Origin of the sequence: Lacticaseibacillus manihotivorans DSM 13343 = JCM 12514, assembly GCF_001435035.1 — a bacterium.
Classification (GTDB): Bacteria; Bacillota; Bacilli; order Lactobacillales; family Lactobacillaceae; genus Lacticaseibacillus; species Lacticaseibacillus manihotivorans.
On sequence record NZ_AZEU01000055.1, the window covers coordinates 1 to 21,936 of the forward strand.

Below are 21,936 nucleotides of genomic sequence, written 5' to 3' on the forward strand. Positions count from 1 at the left end.
AGACCGGCCAGATGCGATTTCATGTCCCAAATACCGAGGTGAATAATCCAGGATAACGTTTCTCAGCTTTCAAATGCTGAGCAAATCGTTGCCTTGCGTGAGGATCTAATCCAAATCCATCTGGAAAATTATGGGTCGGGTTCAACACATAACCACCAGCTTCTGGCCGCTCATCCAGTGTTTGAAATAATTGCGTGGGAATGCCTAACGTTTTCCAAACTTCACGGGCATTTGGCGCGATCGGTTCTGCCACGCCTAAGCTTGTAGTTTGAAATTCTGGCACGAGATGAGCAATAATATTAGCCGCTTCGTTGAAACCACTCGTGACAATGATTTGATCCGCAGTGACATGCAAGTGTTTCAAACGTGCCAGGTAGTTGACGAGTTGCTCGCGATAAATGCAATCGCCACCTAATGGCTGAATATGCGGGATCCCTTGTTGTAAAACACGTAGTTCAGCCGCCTGCCAAGCTTGCGTCGGAAACAGTTGCATGTGATCGAGCTGATCCGTGAAGTCATAAGGAAATGGTGTCGTTTGTACAATAGGGGAGGCAGGCGGGGTCACCACAAATGGCAAGTGATGCGTGACATGATAGCCGCTGGCAGGCTTGCTTGTGAGATAACCTTCTGCGACTAACTCGGCGTAGGCATGATCGACAGTATTGCGACTGACTGATAACCGTTGGGCTAAAAAGCGTGTGCTCGGCATTAAAGCACCAGGCCGTCTGACGCCAGTTTCAATTTCGGCACGAATTTGAGCATAAAGTTGTTGGTATACTTTTTGGCCAGACTGGCGATCGATCGTTAACATTTTTATCCCTCTATTGTTTGTTTTGAAAGGAAAATTACTATGAACATTCTGATGATTAATGCACACCCAGATTATCACAACGCCTTACGCGGCACGAACCAACTGGCTGAGTTCACGTTAAAACAGATCAAACAACATATGCCAGATGCGCAGGTCGAAAAGTTGGCGTTATATGCACCAGAAACGACGAGTCCTGAAATTACGGCGGAAAATTTAAACGATCCGAGTTTGATCGACGCCCAACAAAATGAACTGATCGCCCAATTCAAGCGCGCGGATTTGATCATGATCTTCATGCCGCTGCACAATTTTAACATTGTCAGCCGCTTGAAAGACTATATCGACAACATTTTGATCGCGAACAAGACCTTTAAATATACCGCAGACGGTTCGGTGGGCTTACTCGATGGCAAACAAAAAGTCGCTTATGTGCAAACCAGCGGTAGTGATTATGAACATGATATTCGCTATGTGAATGCGGACATTGCCCCACACTACATGCGCACAATTTTAAATTTCATGGGCATTTCCAAAATGGAATTGATTCGCGCAGAAGGCTTGGACTTGATCGAAAACGACAAGCAAGCGATTCTTGAGGACACCAAACAAACCCTTGCAACCTACATTCAAAACGTGGCCAACGCCTGATCTGGCCACGCCACCTTTCATGAGCAGACCTCACACGCGATAATATCTGGGGTCTGTTTTTGCTTGAAATTTGCCAAGTATGATTTTCTGGTAGACACTTTCGATAAGCAGAAGGAGGGAGAACTGATGGGCAAACAAGTCTTTATCGAAGGTGAGATCTTACTGACCGATCAAATTGCGACGGTGAATTTTTCTGGGCATTCGCGGATCATGAAGCAGACTTTGATTTTGCCGACGCGTATCGATGTGACTGGCAGTACTCGTCTGCATTTTTTGCCTTGGGTATTATTACCAGAGTGGATTCAAGGCAAATGGCAGCCAGGCGAACATTGGCGTTTTGTTGGCCGCTCAGTTAGAAATACCGCGATGTTGCCAGTCAGCAATGTAGGGACCGTTTTAGAAGAATCGCGAGCGATGCGTGAGGCAATCGCGGAATTAGTGATCACTTGGGTCAAACAACACCAAGAAAAGCATTTGTTAAAAGCCATTGCGCCGATCACTGCCAGCTTTGTTTCTGGCAGAACCACGGCACAAACTTGGTATTCAAAAGTCGCGTTTGAAACTGGGTTGCAAGCACCGCTCGTGACGCCTGGTCATGAGTTGAGCGATGGCTTGATCCAACTGAATCGAATCGTGGCCTTTAGAACACTGCCGACATTAACGTTATGTGTGGTGACTCAAGCGACAAAACTAGCGCCAGGGTCGTTGATGGCGGAGACTTTTGACCATAATGTGATCCCTCAATTGCGGTGATCAAGTGCTTGGCATTAAAACAAACAGTCCCTCGGAGATTTCATTACTCCGAGGGACAGTTGCGTTTCACGTGAAACTAGTTGAAGATTTTTTCTAAATAAGCCAGTACACCAGCGTGATTATTGTCGAGGGTGTGGTCATCAGCGATGGCAGAAACTTGTGGTGAGGCGTTTTGCATGGCGACGCCTAAGCCGACTTCTTGCAACATTTCTAAGTCGTTACCACCATCACCAAAAGCACACATTTCGCTTAAGTCGATGCCAAGACTGTCACCTAAACGCTTGAGGCCAGTGGCTTTGTTGATGCCTGGCTGGATGACATCGATGTCACCGTGGCCGCTTGAGGTCGGGACTGCTAAACCTTTAGTCGCTTGGGCGATTTGTGCCATGATGGCGTTTGTTTTTTCAGGCGGACAACCCATTGCAAACTTCAAGATCTCATCATCGGGCAATTGATCGAAGTTGTCGACAATTGCTAAGTGGGTATAGTACTTGCGCGTATCATTGATCCAAACCTGGCCTTCAGACTCGCGAATATAAGCACTGTTCACGCCACAAATGGATAGTTTGAGTTCGGGGATCGTTAATAAAGCGTCGAGGACTTTTCTGGCGTTTTCAGTTGTGAAAGTTGAGGCAAACAGTTTCGTATCAGCAGTCCCACAGTAGGCTCCGTTTTCTGATAAAAATAACACTTCTGGCTGATTAAAGAAGGTCTTCAATTGATAATATTGATTGCCTGACGCCACGACGAATCGAGTGCCTTGGGCTTGCATTTTAGCGTAAAGCTTATTGAAGCGGTCGTGGTCATAAGTTTTTTCATCATTTAAAAAAGTGCCATCCATATCGACGGCGATCAGTTTTGGGATCATGGGTTAACCTCGCATTATTTCATTGTAACAAGTTAAGTGTACCATGTTGGATAACGGTTTCAAAATGATGATGAATGATATGGATTCTGCGCATCGTCGAGCGCTTCAAAGCAACGCACCTACGATTAGCTACGCGTCAGAATTTGAGCCAAGCCCAGGCTCAAATCCTAACGCTAGGCTACTCTTGGGGCTAAGTGCGCTTTGAAGTGCTCTGGGCAAAAAAAGGCCGCCATGGGCTTGGCGGTCAAAAAGGGTTGGGGTTCACTTTGGAGGAGTGAACTGTGAACTGGCGGGCACCAGTTCAACAGAGAAAATGAAAAAGTGGGTAGAAATAAGGGGGTAGCTCATTTCTATGTTGTTTATACTACCGGCGAGTTGTGACGAAAGTGTGATGCTTCATTGGCGAGTTTGTGCCAATTTTGCTCAAGATAAATAGCGCTTTCAAGATTTAAACAAAACCACCATTTTGTCTAAAGCCAAGGGCTGGGGCATCGCGTTAACATAAAGCTGTAATCAGAAAGGAAGAGCAAACATGAAAAAATTCCTGACTTTTACCGCTTTGGCGGTTACCTTAGCAGCAGCGGCAGGCTTTTACTCTGCCAAGAAAATGGAACTATTTAAAACTGACGAGCACGACTACGACGAGTACGAAGCATAGGAGGCTTTGAGTATGGTGAAATCAAAAGCTGTGATGATCGGTGCCGGCTTAGCCAACATGGCCGCCGCCGTTTACTTAATTCAAGAAGCGCATTGGGATGGCCAAGCGATCACTTTTTATTCGATCGATGATCATGGGTCAAACGATGGTGCGGTCACATTAGATACTGTTGATGAATATTGGAACAAGAATCATCCGATGGAAAACAACCTCGGCTATGTGGCACGTGGTGGGCGGATGCTCAACTACCGGACTTACGTCGATTTGATGGACTTATTGTCACGCATTCCATCAGCCACCGAACCAAATATGAACGCTGCCGAAGATACCCGCGAATTTGATGCGGCACACCGGACTTTTGATAAGGCCCGTTTGCTGCAAGGTGGCAAGGGCATTATCGATGCTGGCAAGCTCGGTTTGGACAACAAAGATCGTATGTTGTTGACTAAGTTGATTATGATGGGCGATTCTGAAGAAGAAAAGCTCGACAATGTTACGATCGCAGAGTACTTCAAGGAATCTCCACATATGTTCCAAACCAATTTCTGGTACATGTGGGAAACCACTTTTGCCTTCCGGGTGCAAAGCTCTGCGCAAGAATTACGCCGTTACATGCATATGATGATTTACGAATTCACGCAAATCGAGCACTTAGTCGGCGTTAACCGCACGCGCTACAATCAGTTTGAATCCATCATGTTGCCATTGATCAATTATTTGAAAGATCAAAACGTCAACATCATTTTGAACAAGCGCGTCACCGACATGACCTTCAAAGATACCAAAATGGGTGATGAGATCACCGTCACTGGTTTGCAAATGACGGACACCGAATCTGGTGAAGAAGAGTTCGTTGATATCGATGCTGACACCGCAGTGATTTTCACCAATGGATCGATCACTGATTCTGCGACCCAAGGCGATATGGATCATGCCGCTGCCGAAAACATGGACTATGGGGCTGCGGCTGGTTTGTGGAAGAATATCGCCGGCAAGTTCTACAATCTGGGCAATCCTGACAAATTCTTTGCCGATCGCAATGCGTCTGAGTGGGTCAGCTTCACGTTGACGTCAAAAGACCACTTGTTGCTCAACGAAATCGCCCGCATCACCACTCAAGTGCCAGGCAATGCGCTGAATTCCTTCTTGTCCACCACCGCGATCACGGATCTCGGCCAACAAGATGTTAACATGTCCATCGTGGTGCACCACCAACCCCACTTCACCACGCAAAAGCCAAACGAAACCGTGCTTTGGGGTTACTTCTTGTATCCACGCCGTCACGGTGAATTCGTCGACAAGCCATACATTGAAATGACCGGTCGCGAAATGGCGGAAGAATTGATCGGGCAACTGTCCAAAGTCGATCCTGGCCCTGTGAACATCATGACTAAAAAAGATGCGATCATGGATGCCATTATCAACAACATTCCAGTTTACATGCCATATGCCTCTGCGTTGTTCAACAACCGGGCCAAGGCCGATCGCCCTAAAGTGATTCCAGCACATTCCACCAACTTAGCCTTCACTGGTGAATTCGTGGAACAACCATTCCAGATGATCTTTACTGAGCAATCTGCGGTACGTTCTGGTGAAATTGCGGCCTATCACTTCGCCGGCTTACCAATGAGCAAGTTAGTCAAGACGCCTCGCTACGACAAGGATCTCAAGACCTTGGCTAAGGCGACCAAGAAGATGTTTAGCTAAAAGTAATGTTGCCGTCAGTTGAAAAACTGGCGGTTTTTTATTTGCCAGTAAGTGAAATTAGTGGCATACTAGTCCAGACAAAATAACGTCTGTCAGAGAGCAGACATTTTGGAGGAAAATTACATATGCAAAAAGCAACAGCTATGCGCACCTTAGACCACATGTCACATGAGCAAAAACTCGTGATGGCATCGACGGCATCTGGATTCTCATTGGAAAACATGGATATCATGTTCCTGAGTTTCGCATTGACACCGATCATCGCTGAGCTTCACATTTCCAGTGGGGCTGCAGGATTGATCGGGTCGATCACCAATGTCGGCATGTTGTTCGGCGGCGCGCTTTTTGGTATCTTAGGCGACAAAATCGGGCGAGTGAAAACTTTTTCCCACACGATTTTGATTTTTGCGGTGGCCACGGCCTTGATGGCTTTTGCCAATAATCTATGGGTGATTTACGGATTGCGGTTCCTAGCCGGCATCGGTGCTGGCGGGGAATATGGGGTCGGGATCGCGTTGATCGCTGAATCTTTCAACCATGATCGTATCGGGCGCATGACCTCAGTCGCAGCGATCGGCGGGCAGATTGGGGCCATCATCGCTGCGCTTGCTGCCAGTGTGATCCTGCCGTTATGGGGTTGGCACGCGCTGTTTTTGATCGGGGTATTACCAGTCGCTTTAACTTTCTTTGTTCGCAAACACCTCAAAGAGTCCGAACAATTCTTGGAAGCAAAACGAGTCGCGAAGCAAAAGCATGAACGCGTCGCCTTCTCCGAATTATTCAAAACGCGCCAACTTGCGACGCAAACATTAGGCTTGATGGTGATGACCATTGTCCAAATCGCTGGGTACTTCGGCTTAATGAACTGGTTGCCGGTGATCGTGCAAAAACAACAAGGCTTGAGTGTTTCCGGATCGGCTTTGTGGATGGTGGCGACGATTGCTGGGATGTGCTGCGGGATGGCCGTGTTTGGTAACATTTTAGATCATCTCGGCCCGCGCTGGGCATTTGGCTTGTTCTTAACTGCCAGTGCGTTGATCGTATTTGCCATCACCTTAGCCCATTCAAGTGTGGTATTAGTTATTATCGGAGCAGTAGTCGGCTTTTGTGCTAATGGGATGTTTGGTGGCTATGGGGCAGTGATCTCTCAACTTTACCCAGCACGCATTCGCAGTACCGCCAACAACGTGATCATGAACGTCGGTCGGGCGATCGGTGGGTTCTCCAGTGTAGTCATTGGCCTGTTGATGGATCACTATACGTTGACCATCACCATGGGCTTCTTGTCCGCCTTGTACGTGATCAGTTTGTTGACGATGTTGAGCTTACCTGGGTTGAAACAATTGAGTGTCCGGCGTTAAATCGTAAAAGAAGTGGTCTGCTCGTAAGAGTGGACCACTTCTTTTAGTGGGTTCGATGTGCAGTATACTTCATAACTTTTCGCCAAAAGACGTTGCTTGCGTGCAAATCCGACATTCGGTGTTACAATATTCGGCAAGGAGGGACAGTCATGATCACAAAATCTGAATTACAAACGCAACTCGCTAAAACCGTTCAAGAGGTGTTGACCGCAGCCAAATTGCACAAAGGCGACTTGTTCGTCCTTGGCTGTACCACCAGTGAAGTGGTTGGCGGGCACATCGGCAAAGCCTCAAATCCAGAAGTCGGCGAATGGATCGTGCAAACGGTGCTGGATCAATTGCGGCCGTTGGGCATTGAACTCGCCGTGCAAGGTTGCGAACATATCAATCGTTCATGTGCGGTTGAACGCAGGGTCGCTCGGGCAAACCATTTTGAAATTGTCAATGTCGTTCCAGGCATTCATGCTGGTGGGTCGGCTTCGATGGCCGCGTTCAAGTTCTTTGATGATCCAGTTGAAGTGGAACACATTTCCGCTCAAGCTGGGATCGATATCGGTGACACCAGCATCGGCATGCATGTGCAATTCGTTCAAGTGCCAGTGCGGCCTAGCCAAACGGAACTTGGCGGCGCTCATGTCACAGCCCTACGCAGTCGACCGAAGTATGTCGGTGGCAGTCGCGCCCAATATCTAGAACTGTAAGCAAAAATGTCGCAGGCTTAAAGCTTGCGGCGTTTTTAGTTAATCGTTCACATGGTAATGCCCGGCAACATTCGCTGATTCCGCGAAAAATTCCAATCCGGTGCCTTGGATCCAAGGCTTAAAGCCGATCGCATTGATCGCATCGTTCAACGCATAATCACTATCAGTATGGGGCAGATCAGCTAAACCAAATAAATCATGTACTGGCAAGTCGCCTGGATACAACAACAAATACTGCCCGGCTACAGCACTGGGAATGTGCAAATAACAGGTCAAATCAGGTGTGACCACATGCAATAACGTGCGATAAATCGGACCGGGATGACTGCCGAGCAACACATCTTGGTTGTAGTCATATTGATCGACGAAAACATCGATGGCAGTGGGGACTAAGCTTAAATTTTTGTGCAGTTGTTGATGCAATACCAAACGATCAGTTTCAACATGAAGTGAAATATCTGACATCACATATTTCAAAAAGCCCATCATGCCAGATTTAGGGATTACATGCTTACCGGAAACTAAGGTACCACATAACAACGCACGATGATTCAACAGCCGTGGATTGTCTGGAATCGCCAGTAATTGCGGTTGCTTCAAATCTTCTTGAATAGTTGTCATCAATCAAACGCCCCCGTTAAAATCGCGATCCCTAAAATCAACAACAATGCGCCAAAGAAAAACCCGTAGAAGTTGGCATACATGATAAAGGGTGACGTATTTTGGTCACCGTGATGTTTGACTTGCTTGAACTGCCGCACCCCAGCATAAAACTGCCAGCAGCCCAGTAAAATCACAACGATGCCTGCTAATTTCTCCCACATGATCACACCTCCTAATCAAGTACACCAGTTAACAACTGGATGGCCATCACGATCAACAACCCGCCGAAGAAATACCCATAAAAATCAGCAAACGCGAAAAATGGGGAAGTGTGCTTGCTCCCATGTTTCGTGATGTCTTTGAAGGCTTGATACGACGCGTAGAACTCATATAACCCCAACAAGATGCAAATCACGGCAATGATTTTCTCCCAGATCATCACTGGCACCTCCTACCCCTTATTGACAAGCTAAGCATACAACGCGCGCATAAAAAAAGGCGCAACTTGCGCCAAACGTCACGAAACCGGGGCTGAACGTCAAAATTTCATCGTGAAGATGCTATAAGCCCCACCAAGTAAGATCAACCCAATGGCAATGCTGTAATAAATCGCAAACGCAGAAAAGCCGCTAGTCGCGCGATTACCATGTTTGTGAATGCGTTGGAATTCGGTGTAACCAGAATATAATTCCCACGCGGCTAATAATAAAACTGCGATCCCCGCTAACGGTTGCCAAATCGGTTGATTCAACGAAAAAATCGTATTAAGCATGAGCGCCCTCCAATAATTGTCTTAATGTGGCCAGTTTGCGAAAGCTGACATCGATTTTGGCACCGTTTTGCATGATAGCAAGGCGGTTTTTCGTGTCGACTTGCTTGAGCTGATCGAGATTGATCAAACAACTTTTGTGACAACGAAACAAAGTGGGGTATTTCGCGTTGATCGCGGTGAGATTCCCACGAAAGCTGGCGATTTCATTGGTTGCGGTTAATTCGATGGTTTCTGAGTCGCTTGCGGAAACTTGCAATGCGATCACAGAATCCAGCGGTAAGGCATTGACTTGGCCGCCTTGGGTATAAGCAAACAGTTGCGGCGTGTGCAGAAGGCGCTGGGCGTGGCGTTTGGCGGCGGCAATCAACGCTTGATGGATGCGTGGTAAGGTGTCGGCATTTTTTTGGATCAAGTCCATTGGAGTGATTTGATTGGTTAAGATCAACAACGCTGCTTCAGGGTGACTGGTGATAAAAATGATCTCGGCACTTAAGCTTTTGGCGCGAATCGCTTTGGCCACATCGATGCCAGACAAGGCTTGGCCAGATAGTTCGATGTCGAGGAGATATAAACTGTCTTCAGGAGCTTGCGCATCCAGCAGAGTTTGCGCATCACCGGTGGCCAGTTGTAATTGCGCGTCCAAGCCTTCGATCATGCAGGTGGTTTGCACTTGCTGGACGTAAGCGGCGCGTTGTTGATCAGAATCTTCTAATAGGTAGATATTAAGCATGCGGCACCTCGATGATCAAACTTTGGGCGAGTTGTTGATGATGCAGTTTGGTACGGGCTTGGATGCGTTCGTCTTGGCTGAGCTCTTGAATAATGGCCAAGCCGTTCCCGTGGCCTGCGCCTTTAGAGATTTTGGTCAAGTCCTGTAACGTGAAATCTGCAGGAACCGGATTAATCACCGTGATGGCAACGTGTTTGACGTCTGCGACTAATAAGACGGCGGCACTTTGGCCAACATTGATCGCTTCTATGGCATTATCCAATAAAATGCCGACCCCGCGTAGCACTGGCATGACCAAGTCATCTGGCTTGAGATCAATATCACCTTGAGTTTGGATCTGCAAATGACGTTTAGCATTTTCGGCTTGGGTCCATTTCAGATAAAGTAAACTGCGCAACGGCGTGCATAAAATGTGATCGAGCACCGCTTGATCAGGTTGGGCTTGCGTTAACGCTTGTTGGGCATTTGCCAGTAGCGCTTGGTTGGCAGAGGTATCGTTGTTGAGCTGTAAAGTCGCGAGGATATTTTTATAATCATGGAGCAAATGCCGGTTGTGGGTTTGCTGGGCTTCAAGCTCTGCGTAGTACTTTTCTCTGGCAGCTTCAGCTTGTTGGGTCAACTTGGTTTGCATGGCCGCACGATAGGCTTGCAAGCCGTAATACAGCACCAAAACATTGGCGGCAGCGAATAACAAGACTTCTGCCATCAACAACCAAGTGGTGGAATCAGCCAGTTTCAACCATTCAAAGCTGATTTGAATACCATAAAGGATCAACGTGGTGGCACCAGTGTACCAAGTCAACAATAAGCGTGTCGGTGCGTCGTTGAAAGCGGCAAAGTGTGCTGCCAAGTCACTGCGATGTGGCCATGCACGCCCAGCCAGGATCCAGATCACGCAATTGACGATGATCGGAATGGCAAAATCCAAACCAGATTGCGTTTGCGGCCAAAGTTTGGCAAATAAGTTGATGGCGATCACCATGAAGTTAGTCAACATCAAATAACTTTCCCAAATTAATAAGAAAGGGAGCACTTCATGGCGGTGACGTTGAAACAAAAATAAGCTCCAAACGACGCCAAAGGCCAATTCGCCCATGGTACTGAAAGCGAGCGAAATGACCGTGGTGAAGGCCAAAGCCGTTGCGACGAACCAAAATTTAATGCGGTGATAGCGAATTTGTGATTGGACGCTAAAAATCAATGCAAACAATGGCATGACGATCACCAAATAGTTTGCCCAAGAAACACTGTGCAAGAAGATCCCCCCAGATCGTGTTATCGCTTTAATTATGGGCTTCACAAACGCTTGGTGCAACGCCCTTACAAAAATGTTCGTTGAATCGAATATAGAAAGGCAAAAATAAAACCACCTAGTCTCTTCGAAGAGAAACTAGGTGGTTGTGACATGGTCATTTATTTGATTGGGTCATTGGTGCCTTTTTACTAGCGGCATGTTTGTTGCGCCACCAGTGGATCCCAAAGGTTGCAGCAAAGGCAACCAGAACGAAAATACTAAAGAAGGTATTGGACACTTCAATATCGATCATTGGTAAGCTCAATGCCAACTTCAAGGCGATAAAGCCGATCAGCACATAAGCCATATACAATAGCTCTGGCACTTTTGCTAATAAGATGATCATCCCTTGGGCAACAAACCGCATCGCCAAGATCCCGATCATTCCACCTAACAACACGATCACAGGATTATTATCTAACGCTAGTGCCGTTAAAATCGAATCGATCGAGAAAACGAAGTCTAACAGTACGATCGCCGCAACAGTGCCCCAAAAGGAATGTTTCTTGATCGCTGGGGCATCATCTTCGTTGCTTTTGTGGTGGCGTTGTTCATAGAAGAAATGTAGCGACATATAAAGTAAATAGCCGGCGCCTAAGGCTTTGACCAACCAGAATTTGATCAAGTAAGCACCGAGGCCAATGGCGATGAACCGGAAGATGTAAGAGCCCCAAAGACCCCACATCAATGCAGAATGCTCTTGTTTGGGATCACCTAAGGTCGCTGTTTGTGCAGCAAGTACCACTGCATTATCGACGGATAATAGACATTCCATAATGGCCAGCGTTAAGATCGTCATCAAACCGGCGCTGGTCATAATCGCGGCGTGCCAATCGCTGGCTTCAAAAAATGGCGCGTAGAGACTGATAAGTTTAGTCATGGTGAAGATCTCCTTTTGCTTTACTGTTTCCCAGTATAAATGAGGATGAAAGCGTAATCTTCACCGATGGTGGGTGAAATCGTATCGTGTTGAATCAATCGCGATATTTTTAAATCAGAAATGTTTTATTATGAAACAATCAGGCGTCATGTTTCAAATAACGCCACAAGGTCGCTCTAGAAATTCCTAACTGCTTAGCGGTTTTGGTGCGGTTGTTTTGATTGCTGGCTAATGTGCGCACGACAATGTCTTGGACCATGTCCGCTAAGGTTTGGTTAGGATCGTTTGCTGGTGTGGCAGCAGCTTGAGGGGTATGGGATTGCAAATAATGATGTTTTTGATCAGCGGCTAAACTGTGACGTAATTCATCGATCCCGATATAAGCACCACCAGTTGACGCCATGGCGATATTTAAGGTGTGATAAAACTGTGCAAAGTTGTTCGGCCAAGGTTCGTTTAAGATGAAATCTAACGCAATATCAGAAACGCCCATAATTTCACTACCAGCATCGCGGTTGTAAGCATTGGTCAATGTCGTTAAGAGTTGCACGATCGTATCGCCAGTGACATTGCGAAATGGCTCTAAGGTAATGATCCGCGATAAATTCAGTAACGGCTTTAACGCTGGGACTAAGCCATCGTCGGCTGATTGCGATAAGGTAAAAATCACCTGATTGCGACTTGCCAAACGGGTTTGGACGACAAAATCAACGACATCATGCTGAATTTGTGGACTACTTTGATTGATCTGCTCAAAAACAAAACATTGATCGGTCCCATATAATGGGGAATCGTTTTGATCGAGTAAAGCACTGAACGCTGTATCGTGACTCAAATCAACGTAAAAAGGCTCATATTGGGGATGTAGTCCGTATTGATGCAGCAAGTTGGCGACGTATGTTTTGCCTGAACCGACTTCCCCAACGATCAAAAGCGGATGCGCACTGCGCGCGTATGCATGCAATAAGTTGAAGAATTCTGGCGATTCAGTTAATTTGAAGTATTCATCAAAAGCAGCATTGAGGCTTTCATCTAAAACCATTGTCCCAGCTGTTGTCGCAGTATTCTTTTGGGGCTTAAACCACTTGCTAATGGTGTAGATGGTGCAGGTGTCATCAGTATCGGCGACCAGTTTGTAACGTACAGTGCCGCAAGTGAATTGACTGCGTTGATGGGTGATCGCTTTGTTGGCAGCTTGTTGCAATAGCGCGTCAGCGGCAAGCGTTGGCGACGTGAACAAGACACGTTGTTGATCATCACAAATGATCGTCATCACGTTGAGTTTATCTAAAGTGTGGCCGAGTGCATCAGTTAGCGTGGTTTGCGTTTTAATCTGTTGCAATAAATGGAAGCCATTGGTCAATGCTGCTGCGACACTTTCGGTGCTGGCCGTGATCAACATGGTTGAAAAACCCGCCGCCTTGGCTGCCGCTTCAGTGGTAATATCACAGATAATGGTGTCAATGCCTTGTGTGTTCAACGTCCGCAGCAAAGCGGGTAGTTCCGCGTCACTATCGATGCCGTAAACTTTTAAGTCTAAGTGGAAGCGGTCAAAAACAGCTTGGGCGTGATCAGAAAACGCCGTAAAGGCCACCAATGCAACATGACTCAACCGTTGAGCAGATTGAACGGTACTCAATAGGTCGTATTGTGACACCCCGATATCGATCACTGGTGTCGCGGTCAACGTCCGTAACAAGGTGGCGGTACCACCACGCGAAATGATCAAGTCGTAATGCGTCAATAAATGCTCTTGAATCGTGTCGAGATCATCTTGGCGATCAAAGCGTAGGTAAGTAAAATCATAAGCTTGATCCGGTTGATGCGCTAAAAGTTGCTGGCTGACTTGTTGAAATAAAATATTTAATCCTGTATAAGGGGCAACACAAAGAATTTTTTGCGGCATGGGCGTCACCTTTCGTTCAATTATGAAACAAAAATTGCAGTTATCTATATAATTTGAAAGCGATTTCCGTAATTCATCTCAATATTAAACACTTTGATCGTTCCCGTCAATGATGGAAGTCGTTAAGATAGGTCTTGTAAAGTTGAAGCGCTTACGAATAAGCGATTGATTGGTGGTGGTAACGTTGAAAGACTATTTGATAATTGCCGATGATTTTACTGGTGCCAATGACACTGGGGTCCAGTTAGCAAACCTTGGCGTACCGGTGCATGTGGAATTTGCAGTCAGTCAACTGCATCAAGGGTCTACTGTGTTAGACACGGAAACACGCAATGACAGTGTGACGCAAGCCGCAAGTAAAATGGCGGCGGTTTTACCGCAAATTCCATGGGGACAGTTTGATACAGTCGTCAAAAAAGTTGATTCCACTTTACGCGGTAATATTTCGACTGAAGTACGCGCCTTAGCGGAAGCTTATCAACCAGACATTGTCGCCTTTGCACCGGCATTACCAGATCTGGACCGCACGGTGGTCAATGGGGTGTTGCGAGTGAATGGCAAACGTGCGATGAAAACCGACTTTGCTAAAGATCCGATGAAGCCGATTTTAACTGATCAAGTGACGACCTTGTTACAACAAGCATTTCCAGAATTAGGGGTGGCACATTACAGTTTAGCTCAGATTCGAGCGACCGGATTCACGTTAGGTAAAGCTGCGTATTGCAGCTTTGATGCTGAAAACAATCAAGATCTTGCACGGGTCGTCTCTGCGTTAAAAGCCACTGGTAAAAAAGTACTGTGGGTCGGCTCTGCTGGTTTAACGACCGCCATCATGATGCAAGCGTTCAATGTTTTGCCAGCGTTAGCATTGATCGGATCGGTGAGTGAAGTCACGCGGGCGCAACTACATGCCGCAGAAGACAACGGTGTCCACTTGGTCAACATTCCAATTTATGAAGCTTATGCTAATCAAACTTATGCGCCTTATGTCGACGAAGCACTTGCAGCATTTGCGCAAGGCCGCGATGTGATCTTGATGTCATCAGCTTCTTATCAACGTAGCGAGTTAGACAAAACCATCAAGATTTTATCCGCCCATCAACTTGAAGCAGACAAAATCAATGAATTGACGCAAGCGGTATTGTCAGGGATTTGTCGCAAAGTCTTGCAACGCGTTAAAGTCGCCGGGTTGTTTGTTTCCGGTGGTGAAACCGCTAAAGGCTTGTTGCGCATCGGCAAAGCCACGGGGGCTAAAGTGTTAACTGAAATCGCGCCAGGCATTCCGTTACTGGAAATCGCGCATGGTGATTTCACCGGGATGCGGGTGATCACTAAAGCCGGTGCTTTCGGCAATAAAGATCTCATTGTTTATGCGTTTAAAAAATTAAAAAGTCGCAGTCGCTTAGATGTTCAAGCAACTGCTTCACAGGAGGGTTAACATGCAATTACAAGACAGCTTAACTGACCATTTTGATCAAGCGTTGACGTTGCCAGAATCTGGCATTCAAAGTCACGCCTCAAATCTTGCGTTGCTAGCTAACGGAAATGTGTTATGTACTTGGTTCTCCGGTAGTGAAGAAGGTAAAAGCGACATCAGCATTTATTATTCGCGCTTGCCTGCGGGGACTGATGTTTGGACCTTGCCACAACAAGTTTCAGATAATCCGGGTCGCTCCGATCAAAATCCGATGTTTTTCCAATCACCAACTGGTCAATTGTGGTTGTTGTTCACCTCTCAAGATGGCGGCAATCAAGATACAGCGATCATTAAACGGCGGATTTCAGAAGATGATGGCCATACTTGGGGACCAGAAACCGTGTTGTTCCCAGGCCAAACTGGATTATTCATTCGCCAAGATGTGCAAGTGACACCTGAGGGGCAATGGGTATTGCCAGTGTTCCATTGTGTGATCAAAAATGATGGCAAACCTTGGGATGGTAGCTACGACTACAGTGCCGTGATCGCGACTGCTGATGAAGGTAAGACCTGGCAAGAATATCCAGTACCTGACAGCTTAGGTTGTGTCCATATGAATATTCAACCGTTACCTGATTGCACTTATGTCGCTTTTTACCGTTCGCGTTGGGCAGATAACATTTATCGCTCGACTAGCAAAGATGCCTTGCATTGGACCGCACCGGAAAAAACGGCATTACCGAATAACAATTCTTCCATTCAATTCACGGTGTTGGCCGATGGCAAGTTAGCGATTGCTTATAACGATGCGTCAAAACTTGATGCCAAAGTTCGGCGGACCAGCCTTTATTCCGATGGTTTGGAAGATAAAGACGATGAACCAGATGATGGCGTCTTGCATGCCTTTTGGGGAGCGCCGCGGGCACCAATGACAGTGGCATTATCTTCAGATGGTGGGCTGACTTGGCCAGAGCATCGCAATGTCGCGATCGGTGATGGCTTTGCCTTAACCAACAACTCAAAAGATAAGAAGAATCGTGAATTCTCTTATCCATCGATCAAACAAGCAAGCAATGGGGATCTGTTGTTGACCTTTACCTATTTCCGCCAGAAGATCGCATATTTGCGCTTCAGTGAAGATTGGGTGAAATCAGGAAAGAAGGAAGCTTAATTGACAACTAGTGCATTTTTAAAAATGCCGAGCAGCATTTACGCCGGCACTGACCTGACGGAACATCTCGGTGAATTGATCAAGTTACAAACCAATCAAAATGTGTTGTTGTTCACCGATAAAGGCATTGAAGCTAACCACTTAGTTGATCCGTTGACCGCATATTTCAAAGCAGAAGGCATCGCCTATGAAATTGAAGATGAGATCAAGCCAGAACCAAGTTACGTTCAAGTCGATGAATTACTGCATAAAGTCAGTCAATATGACTTTGGTGTGATCGTTGCCATCGGCGGCGGCAGTGTCATGGATGCTGCGAAGTTGATCAGCTTATTGCGCGGTGCTGATTACACGATTCAAGATCTGATCAAAGATGCTTCCATCGCCAAGAAGCAAGTGCCTTCCGTGATGATCCCAACCACTACTGGGACTGGTAGTGAAGCGACGATCAATGCGATCGTCACCATTCCTGAAAAGCAAGTGAAATTCGGGATCGTATCTGGTTCGATGCTACCGGATTTGGTTTTGCTCGACGTCAATAATGTTCGTAAGTTACCTAAATCGATTTTGGCAGCCAGCGCTGTTGATGCGTTGAGCCATTGTGTGGAGTGCTACACGTCTAAGAATGCCACGACGTTCTCTAATGATATTGCGGCAATCGGTGCGCGGTACATTTTCCAAAATATTGTCGCCGCTTATTCTGAACCTGATAACATTGATGCCCGCGAAGCCTTGTTAATGGGTGCTTTCTACGGCGGGGTTGCGATCACTGCGTCTGGGACGACGGCAGTGCATGCACTGTCTTATCCACTTGGTGGGAAGTTCCATATTGCCCATGGGGTTTCCAATGCGATCTTATTCAAACAAGTGATGGCTTTCAATAAAGATGCGATCACACCACAATTGGCCAGCCTGGCAGACTTTGTCTTTGCTGACAACAACTTGGCCACTGCAGATGAAAAAGCAGACTTCATGATCGACAAAATCGCTGAAATCGTCAAAGCCGTTGATATTCCAACGGATCTCAAGCAATTCGGAGTGAAAATGGAAGATCTTGATTTCTTGATCGATTCTGCTTTGCAACAAACTCGCTTACTGGACCACAACATGAAAGTTCTTACCCGAGCTGACGTCGAACAAATTTATCGCTCAGTCTTAAACTAAAAGGAGTGCGTTAACATGACAAAAGAAATCGCTACTGGGATCATCGCCGCAATGGTTACGCCGTTAGATGATAATGAACAAGTGAACTTAACGGAATTGCGTCATCAAGTCGATCGTCAAATCGCTGCTGGTGTGGATGGCGTCTTTACTTTAGGGACCAATGGTGAAGCTTATATTTTAAGCCACGAAGAAAAACTTGAAGTCATGAAGACAGTGATCGACCAGGCTGCTGGCCGTGTACCAGTGTATGTCGGCACAGGCTGTGTTTCCACTGCTGAAACCATTCAATTATCACAAGAAGCCGAAGCGGCTGGCGCTGATGCGTTGTCGATCATTACCCCAAGCTTTGCGGCAGCTAGCCAAGAAGAACTTTATCGCCACTATGCCGCGATCAATGCTGCGGTACATACCCCAATCTTGCTGTATAACATTCCTGCTCGCACTGGCAATGCTTTGAAGCCACAAACGGTGAGTCGCTTAGCTGATCTTGAAAATATCGTCGGCGTCAAAGATTCTAGCGGCAACTTCGATAACATTTTGCAATACATTGAATTGACTCGCGACCGCGGCTTCCATGTGATCTCAGGTAACGATGCGTTGATCTTGTGGACGTTGCAAGCAGGTGGTACTGGTGGCATCACGGCGGTTGCTAACGTTTTACCAACCATCATGGTATCGATTTACACCCGCTGGTTAGCAGGCGACTTCAAAGGGGCACAGGCAGCTCAAGATTCGATTCGCCCATTGCGTAACTTGTTTGCCTTAGGGAACCCGAACACCATTACCAAAGTGGCAACGAACTTGATTGGCTGCCCAGTTGGCCCGACTCGCGCACCATTCAACTACTTAGCGCCAGAAGCAAAGACGAAAATTGCTGAAGTGCTTAAAGCCACATACGGTGAATATTTCGTGAACTAAGGATCAACACAGAACGTTTCAAAATTGATTTAAATATTTGGAGGCAATTACTATGGCAAAACCAATTGTTGCGATCACGATGGGCGACCCAGCGAGCATTGGGCCGGAAATTTCATTAAAAGCATTTCAAAATGCTGAGCTGTTTGAAAAATGCCGGCCATTGGTGGTCGGGGATGCCAATGTGCTCGAGAAAGTCATGACGGTTTTGCCAGATCGGCGGATGCCGCTGAATATCATTCATGACGTTTCTGAAGCGCAATTCAAATTCGGTGCCATGGATGTCTTGGACATGGGCTTAGTGGATATCGATCAATTGAAGTTCGGCGAAGTCAGCGCCATGGCTGGCAATGCCGCTTATCAATATGTTCGCAAAGTCATTGACTTGGCGATGGATAAGAAAGTCGACGCGACGGTCACCAACGCGTTGAACAAAGAAGCGATGAACCTTGCCGGCCACCACTTTGCCGGTCATACTGAAATTTACGCTCACTTCACGAATACCGCTAGCTACACCATGATGCTAGCGCATAAGAATGTGCGTGTGGTCCATGTTTCCACTCACGTTGCCTTGCGTGATGCTTGTGATCTCGTTAAAGAACCGCGCGTCGAAGAAGTGATCCGCATCGCTGATTCCGCCTGCAAGCGTTTGGGCATTGCCCATCCTAAAGTCGGCGTTGCCGGTTTAAACCCACATGCCAGTGAAAATGGCTTATTCGGCAATGAAGAAGCCAATGAGATCATTCCAGCGATCAATGCTGCTAAAGCTGATGGCATCGATGTTGAAGGCCCAGTGCCACCTGACACTATTTTCCCTAAAGCCATCGGTGGTTGGTATGATATTGTTGTCGCAATGTACCATGACCAAGGTCATATCCCGTTGAAAGTGCTCGGTTTCCAATATGATGAAGCTAAACATAAGTGGGGTGCTGTTGCCGGTGTGAACGTCACCTTGGGCTTGCCGATCATTCGTGCAAGTGTGGATCACGGTACTGCCTTTGATCAATCATTGAAAGGCACCGCTAACGAAATTAGTTTGGAAGATGCCATTGACTACGCCGTGAAGTTAGCCAACAACAAGTAAATAAATGGGATCGGTTCCGTAGCCTGATGCCTAAAAAAGAGCAAGACACATTGTCTTGTTCTTTTTGTTTACGCTGTCCGGCATCGTGAGTGTTTTAGCAATCTATACCAATATGCCTCCGGCACGAAAATCTGTAGGCTCCGACGATTTGGCGTCACTGCGGTGAATTGGACAAGTTGCCAGTGCGGCCGTCTGCAGAAATCGGCAAAGCCCGCCGATGAAATCTGCGTGAACCGCCACAAACCGGCGTTTTACTTGATTTCACTCCCACAGGCAATTGTCCCATTCACCTCCGTTTTGCCAAATCACTGAAACAGAGTAAACCACTGTCGCCAGGTGGCGGCATGAAACACTCACGCTGCCAGACGTTGATTGCATCAAAAAAGGCTAAGACGAAAAGTTGTCTTAGCCAGGTTGCTCAATTATTGAGCGTCAGTGCTGTAAGTGTTGTTGGTAGTGGCATAAGCCACCTGATTGCGCGTGGTGCCAGTGGCGTTTTGTTCTGATACCGTCGCAGTGTGTTGGTTGATCGTGATGGTGTAACTCTTAACGCCAGTTGGTAAGTCTTGTTTGGCGACTTTCCATTGGTTGCCTGAATGCGTGTAGTGAACAGTCTGTGTTTGCTTATCGTTAAATAAATCGGTGATCGTGATGGTTTGTTGACTTTGGTTGAAGCGTAACCAGGTTTGGTCAGCTTTCACGTTGCTAGGGGCGAAGCTGTTTGCCATAAAAGCAAACAATGGCACGATCAAAGCAGAAAGAAATTTCATGAAGTCCTCCGAAAATAGTCTGTATTAATACTTTTATTGAACTGTATCCAAAAACAGCATACGGCACTTTTCTGAAAATGAAAAGCAAAGCGAGGACTTGGACTGTTTCAATTTTTAACAGCAGCTGTGACAACGATTTCACGTGAAATTTTACACTTGGGTAAAATCTGGACTGAAATACAGCAGATTTCCGAATTAATACAGTTAACACATACGGCCTGTAAGGCGTTATAATGACCGAACTTGTTCAAATTTCGTGGGTGTTTCATTTGTAAACGCATCCACAAATCGCAATTGTGAATTAATAAATAATGGTCCAACATTAAACAGTTTTTTGCTCTGAAAGCGCTTTGCCGTTTTGTATGATAGTTTCGTGAGATGAGATAACCGTCGATCAGCCATTATTTTTCTCAGATGAAATGGGAGGGTACTATGACAATTCAAATGATGATTGCGATCGCTATTACGGTCGTCATGATCGTGTTGATCATGATGGATAAATTACCATTCGGTGCACCACCACTGTTGGCCTGCTTGCTGTTGGTAATCTTCGGGATCTCAGATATCGCCGGCGCGTTTGCCGGATTTGCGAATTCGACGATTATTATGTTGGCCGAATTCATGGCGATCATTGCCGCACTGCAGAAAACGACTTTGATCGTGAAATTTAAAGAAGCAATGTTCAACCTCGCTAATAAAGGTGGGATGCGGTCATACATATTGATCATTTTGATCGTCATGTTGTTCACCAGTTTGTTTGGGACTGGGTCGACCGCATTCTACGTCTTGACTATTGGAATCTTGTCCACGTTGCCTTATAACAAGAAATTACCACCATCTAAGGTGTTAATGCCTGCAGGTTTTGCGGCGAACCATCCATTGATCCCATTCAACACTGCTTTACAATATGGGATCTTGATTGCGGTTTTGAAGTCTGCTGGGATCGGCGAAAATGTTTCAGTTTTGAAGTTTGCTATCATTAACGTCTTCTTGTCAGCAGGATTCTTGTTGAACTGTATTTTGCAATATAAGTTCATGCCAGATCATCCAATCAAAGGTCAGGAAGATGACCAAGGCAAAGATCCTGAGAAAGTGGCAGAAAATCTCGTTAAGCTCCCAAAGTGGAAAGAAAACGTCACTTACGTCGTCTTCATCGCTGCGGTTGTCGGGATGTTGTTACAAGGCAAGATCGGTGATGCTGGTTATGCGATCGCTGGGTTATCTGTTGCCGTGATCTTGATTACTGGGGTTTTGAGCTTTGATGAGATCCGCGATGCGATTTCTGCACCAATTATCTTAATGTCTGCTGGGGTCATCGGGGTTGCCAATGCCCTTGGGAGTACCGGCTTAACGAACTTAGTCGGTAAAACCGTTGCCGCAGTCTTAGGCACTAACGTCAATCCGTTTGTTTTGATCTTCGTATTATGCATTTTGACCAGTTTGTTGGCGACCTTGACTGGGACCAACATTGGGACGGTTTATGTGTTTGCACCATTAGCCATTGCCACTTGCACGAAGTTAGGCATTGATCCACGCGCTGCCGCTTCTGCGATCGTCATGGCTGGCTGGTGTGGTCACTTCCTGCCAATCGACGGGATGCCGGCTTTGATCTTAGGCACAGGGAAATATACCGCTGTCGAGTTTTGGAAGTTTACCATTCCACAGTACTTCATTCGACTATTGTTCTTAACTGTTGGCGCACTGCTGGTATTTCCAGCATAGGAGG

General features: G+C 46.5%; 23 protein-coding genes. 12 read left to right on the plus strand and 11 right to left on the minus strand.

The window, feature by feature from the left end; translation table 11 throughout:
* Positions 1-19 precede the first annotated feature (19 nt).
* Entirely contained in the window at positions 20-811 is a 792-nt protein-coding gene (locus FD01_RS03470) for a GntR family transcriptional regulator (protein ID WP_056962605.1), read from the minus strand.
* Positions 812-850: 39 nt separating this feature from the next.
* Between FD01_RS03470 and FD01_RS03475 the strand changes: the two genes are divergently transcribed.
* Complete coding sequence (locus FD01_RS03475) at positions 851-1,459, plus strand: FMN-dependent NADH-azoreductase (RefSeq protein ID WP_054715868.1); 609 nt, start codon at positions 851-853, stop codon at positions 1,457-1,459.
* 126 nt (positions 1,460-1,585) lie between these two features.
* Positions 1,586-2,212: a hypothetical protein gene (locus FD01_RS03480; protein ID WP_056962607.1), complete on the plus strand. Its 627-nt coding sequence runs from the start codon at positions 1,586-1,588 to the stop codon at positions 2,210-2,212.
* A gap of 76 nt (positions 2,213-2,288) precedes the next feature.
* Here FD01_RS03480 and FD01_RS03485 read toward each other — a convergent pair whose 3' ends face one another.
* Complete coding sequence (locus FD01_RS03485; protein WP_056962644.1) at positions 2,289-3,077, minus strand: Cof-type HAD-IIB family hydrolase; 789 nt, start codon at positions 3,075-3,077, stop codon at positions 2,289-2,291.
* Positions 3,078-3,612: 535 nt separating this feature from the next.
* On the opposite strand from FD01_RS03485, the gene FD01_RS16805 reads away from it, so the two are divergent.
* From FD01_RS16805 to FD01_RS03500, 4 genes are all read left to right on the plus strand, one after another.
* The gene (locus tag FD01_RS16805) at positions 3,613-3,738 is read left to right on the plus strand and encodes a hypothetical protein (RefSeq protein ID WP_263862585.1); all 126 of its coding nucleotides are present in this window, start codon (positions 3,613-3,615) and stop codon (positions 3,736-3,738) included.
* Positions 3,739-3,750: 12 nt separating this feature from the next.
* Positions 3,751-5,445: an oleate hydratase gene (locus FD01_RS03490; protein ID WP_056962609.1), complete on the plus strand. Its 1,695-nt coding sequence runs from the start codon at positions 3,751-3,753 to the stop codon at positions 5,443-5,445.
* Positions 5,446-5,570: 125 nt separating this feature from the next.
* Complete coding sequence (locus FD01_RS03495; RefSeq protein ID WP_225436187.1) at positions 5,571-6,806, plus strand: MFS transporter; 1,236 nt, start codon at positions 5,571-5,573, stop codon at positions 6,804-6,806.
* Positions 6,807-6,955: 149 nt separating this feature from the next.
* Positions 6,956-7,507: a TIGR01440 family protein gene (locus FD01_RS03500; protein ID WP_054715877.1), complete on the plus strand. Its 552-nt coding sequence runs from the start codon at positions 6,956-6,958 to the stop codon at positions 7,505-7,507.
* A gap of 39 nt (positions 7,508-7,546) precedes the next feature.
* Here the strand turns inward: FD01_RS03500 and FD01_RS03505 are convergent, their stop codons facing one another.
* The 8 genes from FD01_RS03505 to FD01_RS03540 all read right to left on the minus strand — a co-directional run bounded on the left by FD01_RS03505 (position 7,547) and on the right by FD01_RS03540 (position 13,692).
* A complete protein-coding gene (locus FD01_RS03505; protein ID WP_156647260.1) occupies positions 7,547-8,131 on the minus strand; it encodes a hypothetical protein in 585 nt (194 codons plus the stop codon).
* Entirely contained in the window at positions 8,128-8,331 is a 204-nt protein-coding gene (locus FD01_RS03510) for a hypothetical protein (protein WP_054715883.1), read from the minus strand. Before FD01_RS03510 ends, FD01_RS03505 begins: the two co-directional genes overlap by 4 nt.
* Before the next feature lie 11 nt (positions 8,332-8,342).
* Positions 8,343-8,549, minus strand: coding sequence for a hypothetical protein (locus tag FD01_RS03515; protein ID WP_054715886.1), 207 nt, complete (start codon positions 8,547-8,549; stop codon positions 8,343-8,345).
* A 99-nt stretch (positions 8,550-8,648) separates the two neighbouring features.
* Positions 8,649-8,882, minus strand: coding sequence for a hypothetical protein (locus FD01_RS03520; RefSeq protein WP_056962613.1), 234 nt, complete (start codon positions 8,880-8,882; stop codon positions 8,649-8,651).
* Entirely contained in the window at positions 8,875-9,612 is a 738-nt protein-coding gene (locus FD01_RS03525; RefSeq protein ID WP_056962615.1) for a response regulator transcription factor, read from the minus strand. Before FD01_RS03525 ends, FD01_RS03520 begins: the two co-directional genes overlap by 8 nt.
* Entirely contained in the window at positions 9,605-10,867 is a 1,263-nt protein-coding gene (locus tag FD01_RS03530; protein ID WP_054715896.1) for a GHKL domain-containing protein, read from the minus strand. Before FD01_RS03530 ends, FD01_RS03525 begins: the two co-directional genes overlap by 8 nt.
* Before the next feature lie 154 nt (positions 10,868-11,021).
* Complete coding sequence (locus FD01_RS03535; protein WP_056962618.1) at positions 11,022-11,786, minus strand: TerC family protein; 765 nt, start codon at positions 11,784-11,786, stop codon at positions 11,022-11,024.
* A 139-nt stretch (positions 11,787-11,925) separates the two neighbouring features.
* Positions 11,926-13,692, minus strand: a complete 1,767-nt coding sequence (locus tag FD01_RS03540; RefSeq protein ID WP_056962620.1) for a sigma-54-dependent transcriptional regulator — start codon at positions 13,690-13,692, stop codon at positions 11,926-11,928.
* A gap of 184 nt (positions 13,693-13,876) precedes the next feature.
* On the opposite strand from FD01_RS03540, the gene FD01_RS03545 reads away from it, so the two are divergent.
* From FD01_RS03545 to pdxA, 5 genes are read left to right on the plus strand one after another with little or no spacing between them, the layout of a single operon-like run.
* A complete protein-coding gene (locus FD01_RS03545) occupies positions 13,877-15,130 on the plus strand; it encodes a four-carbon acid sugar kinase family protein (protein ID WP_056962622.1) in 1,254 nt (417 codons plus the stop codon).
* A gap of 1 nt (position 15,131) precedes the next feature.
* A complete protein-coding gene (locus tag FD01_RS03550; protein ID WP_056962624.1) occupies positions 15,132-16,280 on the plus strand; it encodes a sialidase family protein in 1,149 nt (382 codons plus the stop codon).
* Complete coding sequence (locus FD01_RS03555) at positions 16,281-17,441, plus strand: iron-containing alcohol dehydrogenase (RefSeq protein WP_202813671.1); 1,161 nt, start codon at positions 16,281-16,283, stop codon at positions 17,439-17,441. It abuts the gene before it with no gap.
* A gap of 15 nt (positions 17,442-17,456) precedes the next feature.
* Complete coding sequence (gene dapA / locus FD01_RS03560) at positions 17,457-18,359, plus strand: 4-hydroxy-tetrahydrodipicolinate synthase (RefSeq protein ID WP_054715909.1); 903 nt, start codon at positions 17,457-17,459, stop codon at positions 18,357-18,359.
* 52 nt (positions 18,360-18,411) lie between these two features.
* Positions 18,412-19,440: a 4-hydroxythreonine-4-phosphate dehydrogenase PdxA gene (pdxA, locus tag FD01_RS03565; RefSeq protein WP_202813672.1), complete on the plus strand. Its 1,029-nt coding sequence runs from the start codon at positions 18,412-18,414 to the stop codon at positions 19,438-19,440.
* A 422-nt stretch (positions 19,441-19,862) separates the two neighbouring features.
* Here the strand turns inward: pdxA and FD01_RS03570 are convergent, their stop codons facing one another.
* Positions 19,863-20,210, minus strand: coding sequence for a hypothetical protein (locus tag FD01_RS03570; protein WP_054715912.1), 348 nt, complete (start codon positions 20,208-20,210; stop codon positions 19,863-19,865).
* A 432-nt stretch (positions 20,211-20,642) separates the two neighbouring features.
* Here FD01_RS03570 and FD01_RS03575 point away from each other — a divergent pair, with 432 nt between their 5' ends.
* Entirely contained in the window at positions 20,643-21,932 is a 1,290-nt protein-coding gene (locus FD01_RS03575) for an SLC13 family permease (RefSeq protein WP_056962626.1), read from the plus strand.
* Positions 21,933-21,936: the final 4 nt, after the last annotated feature.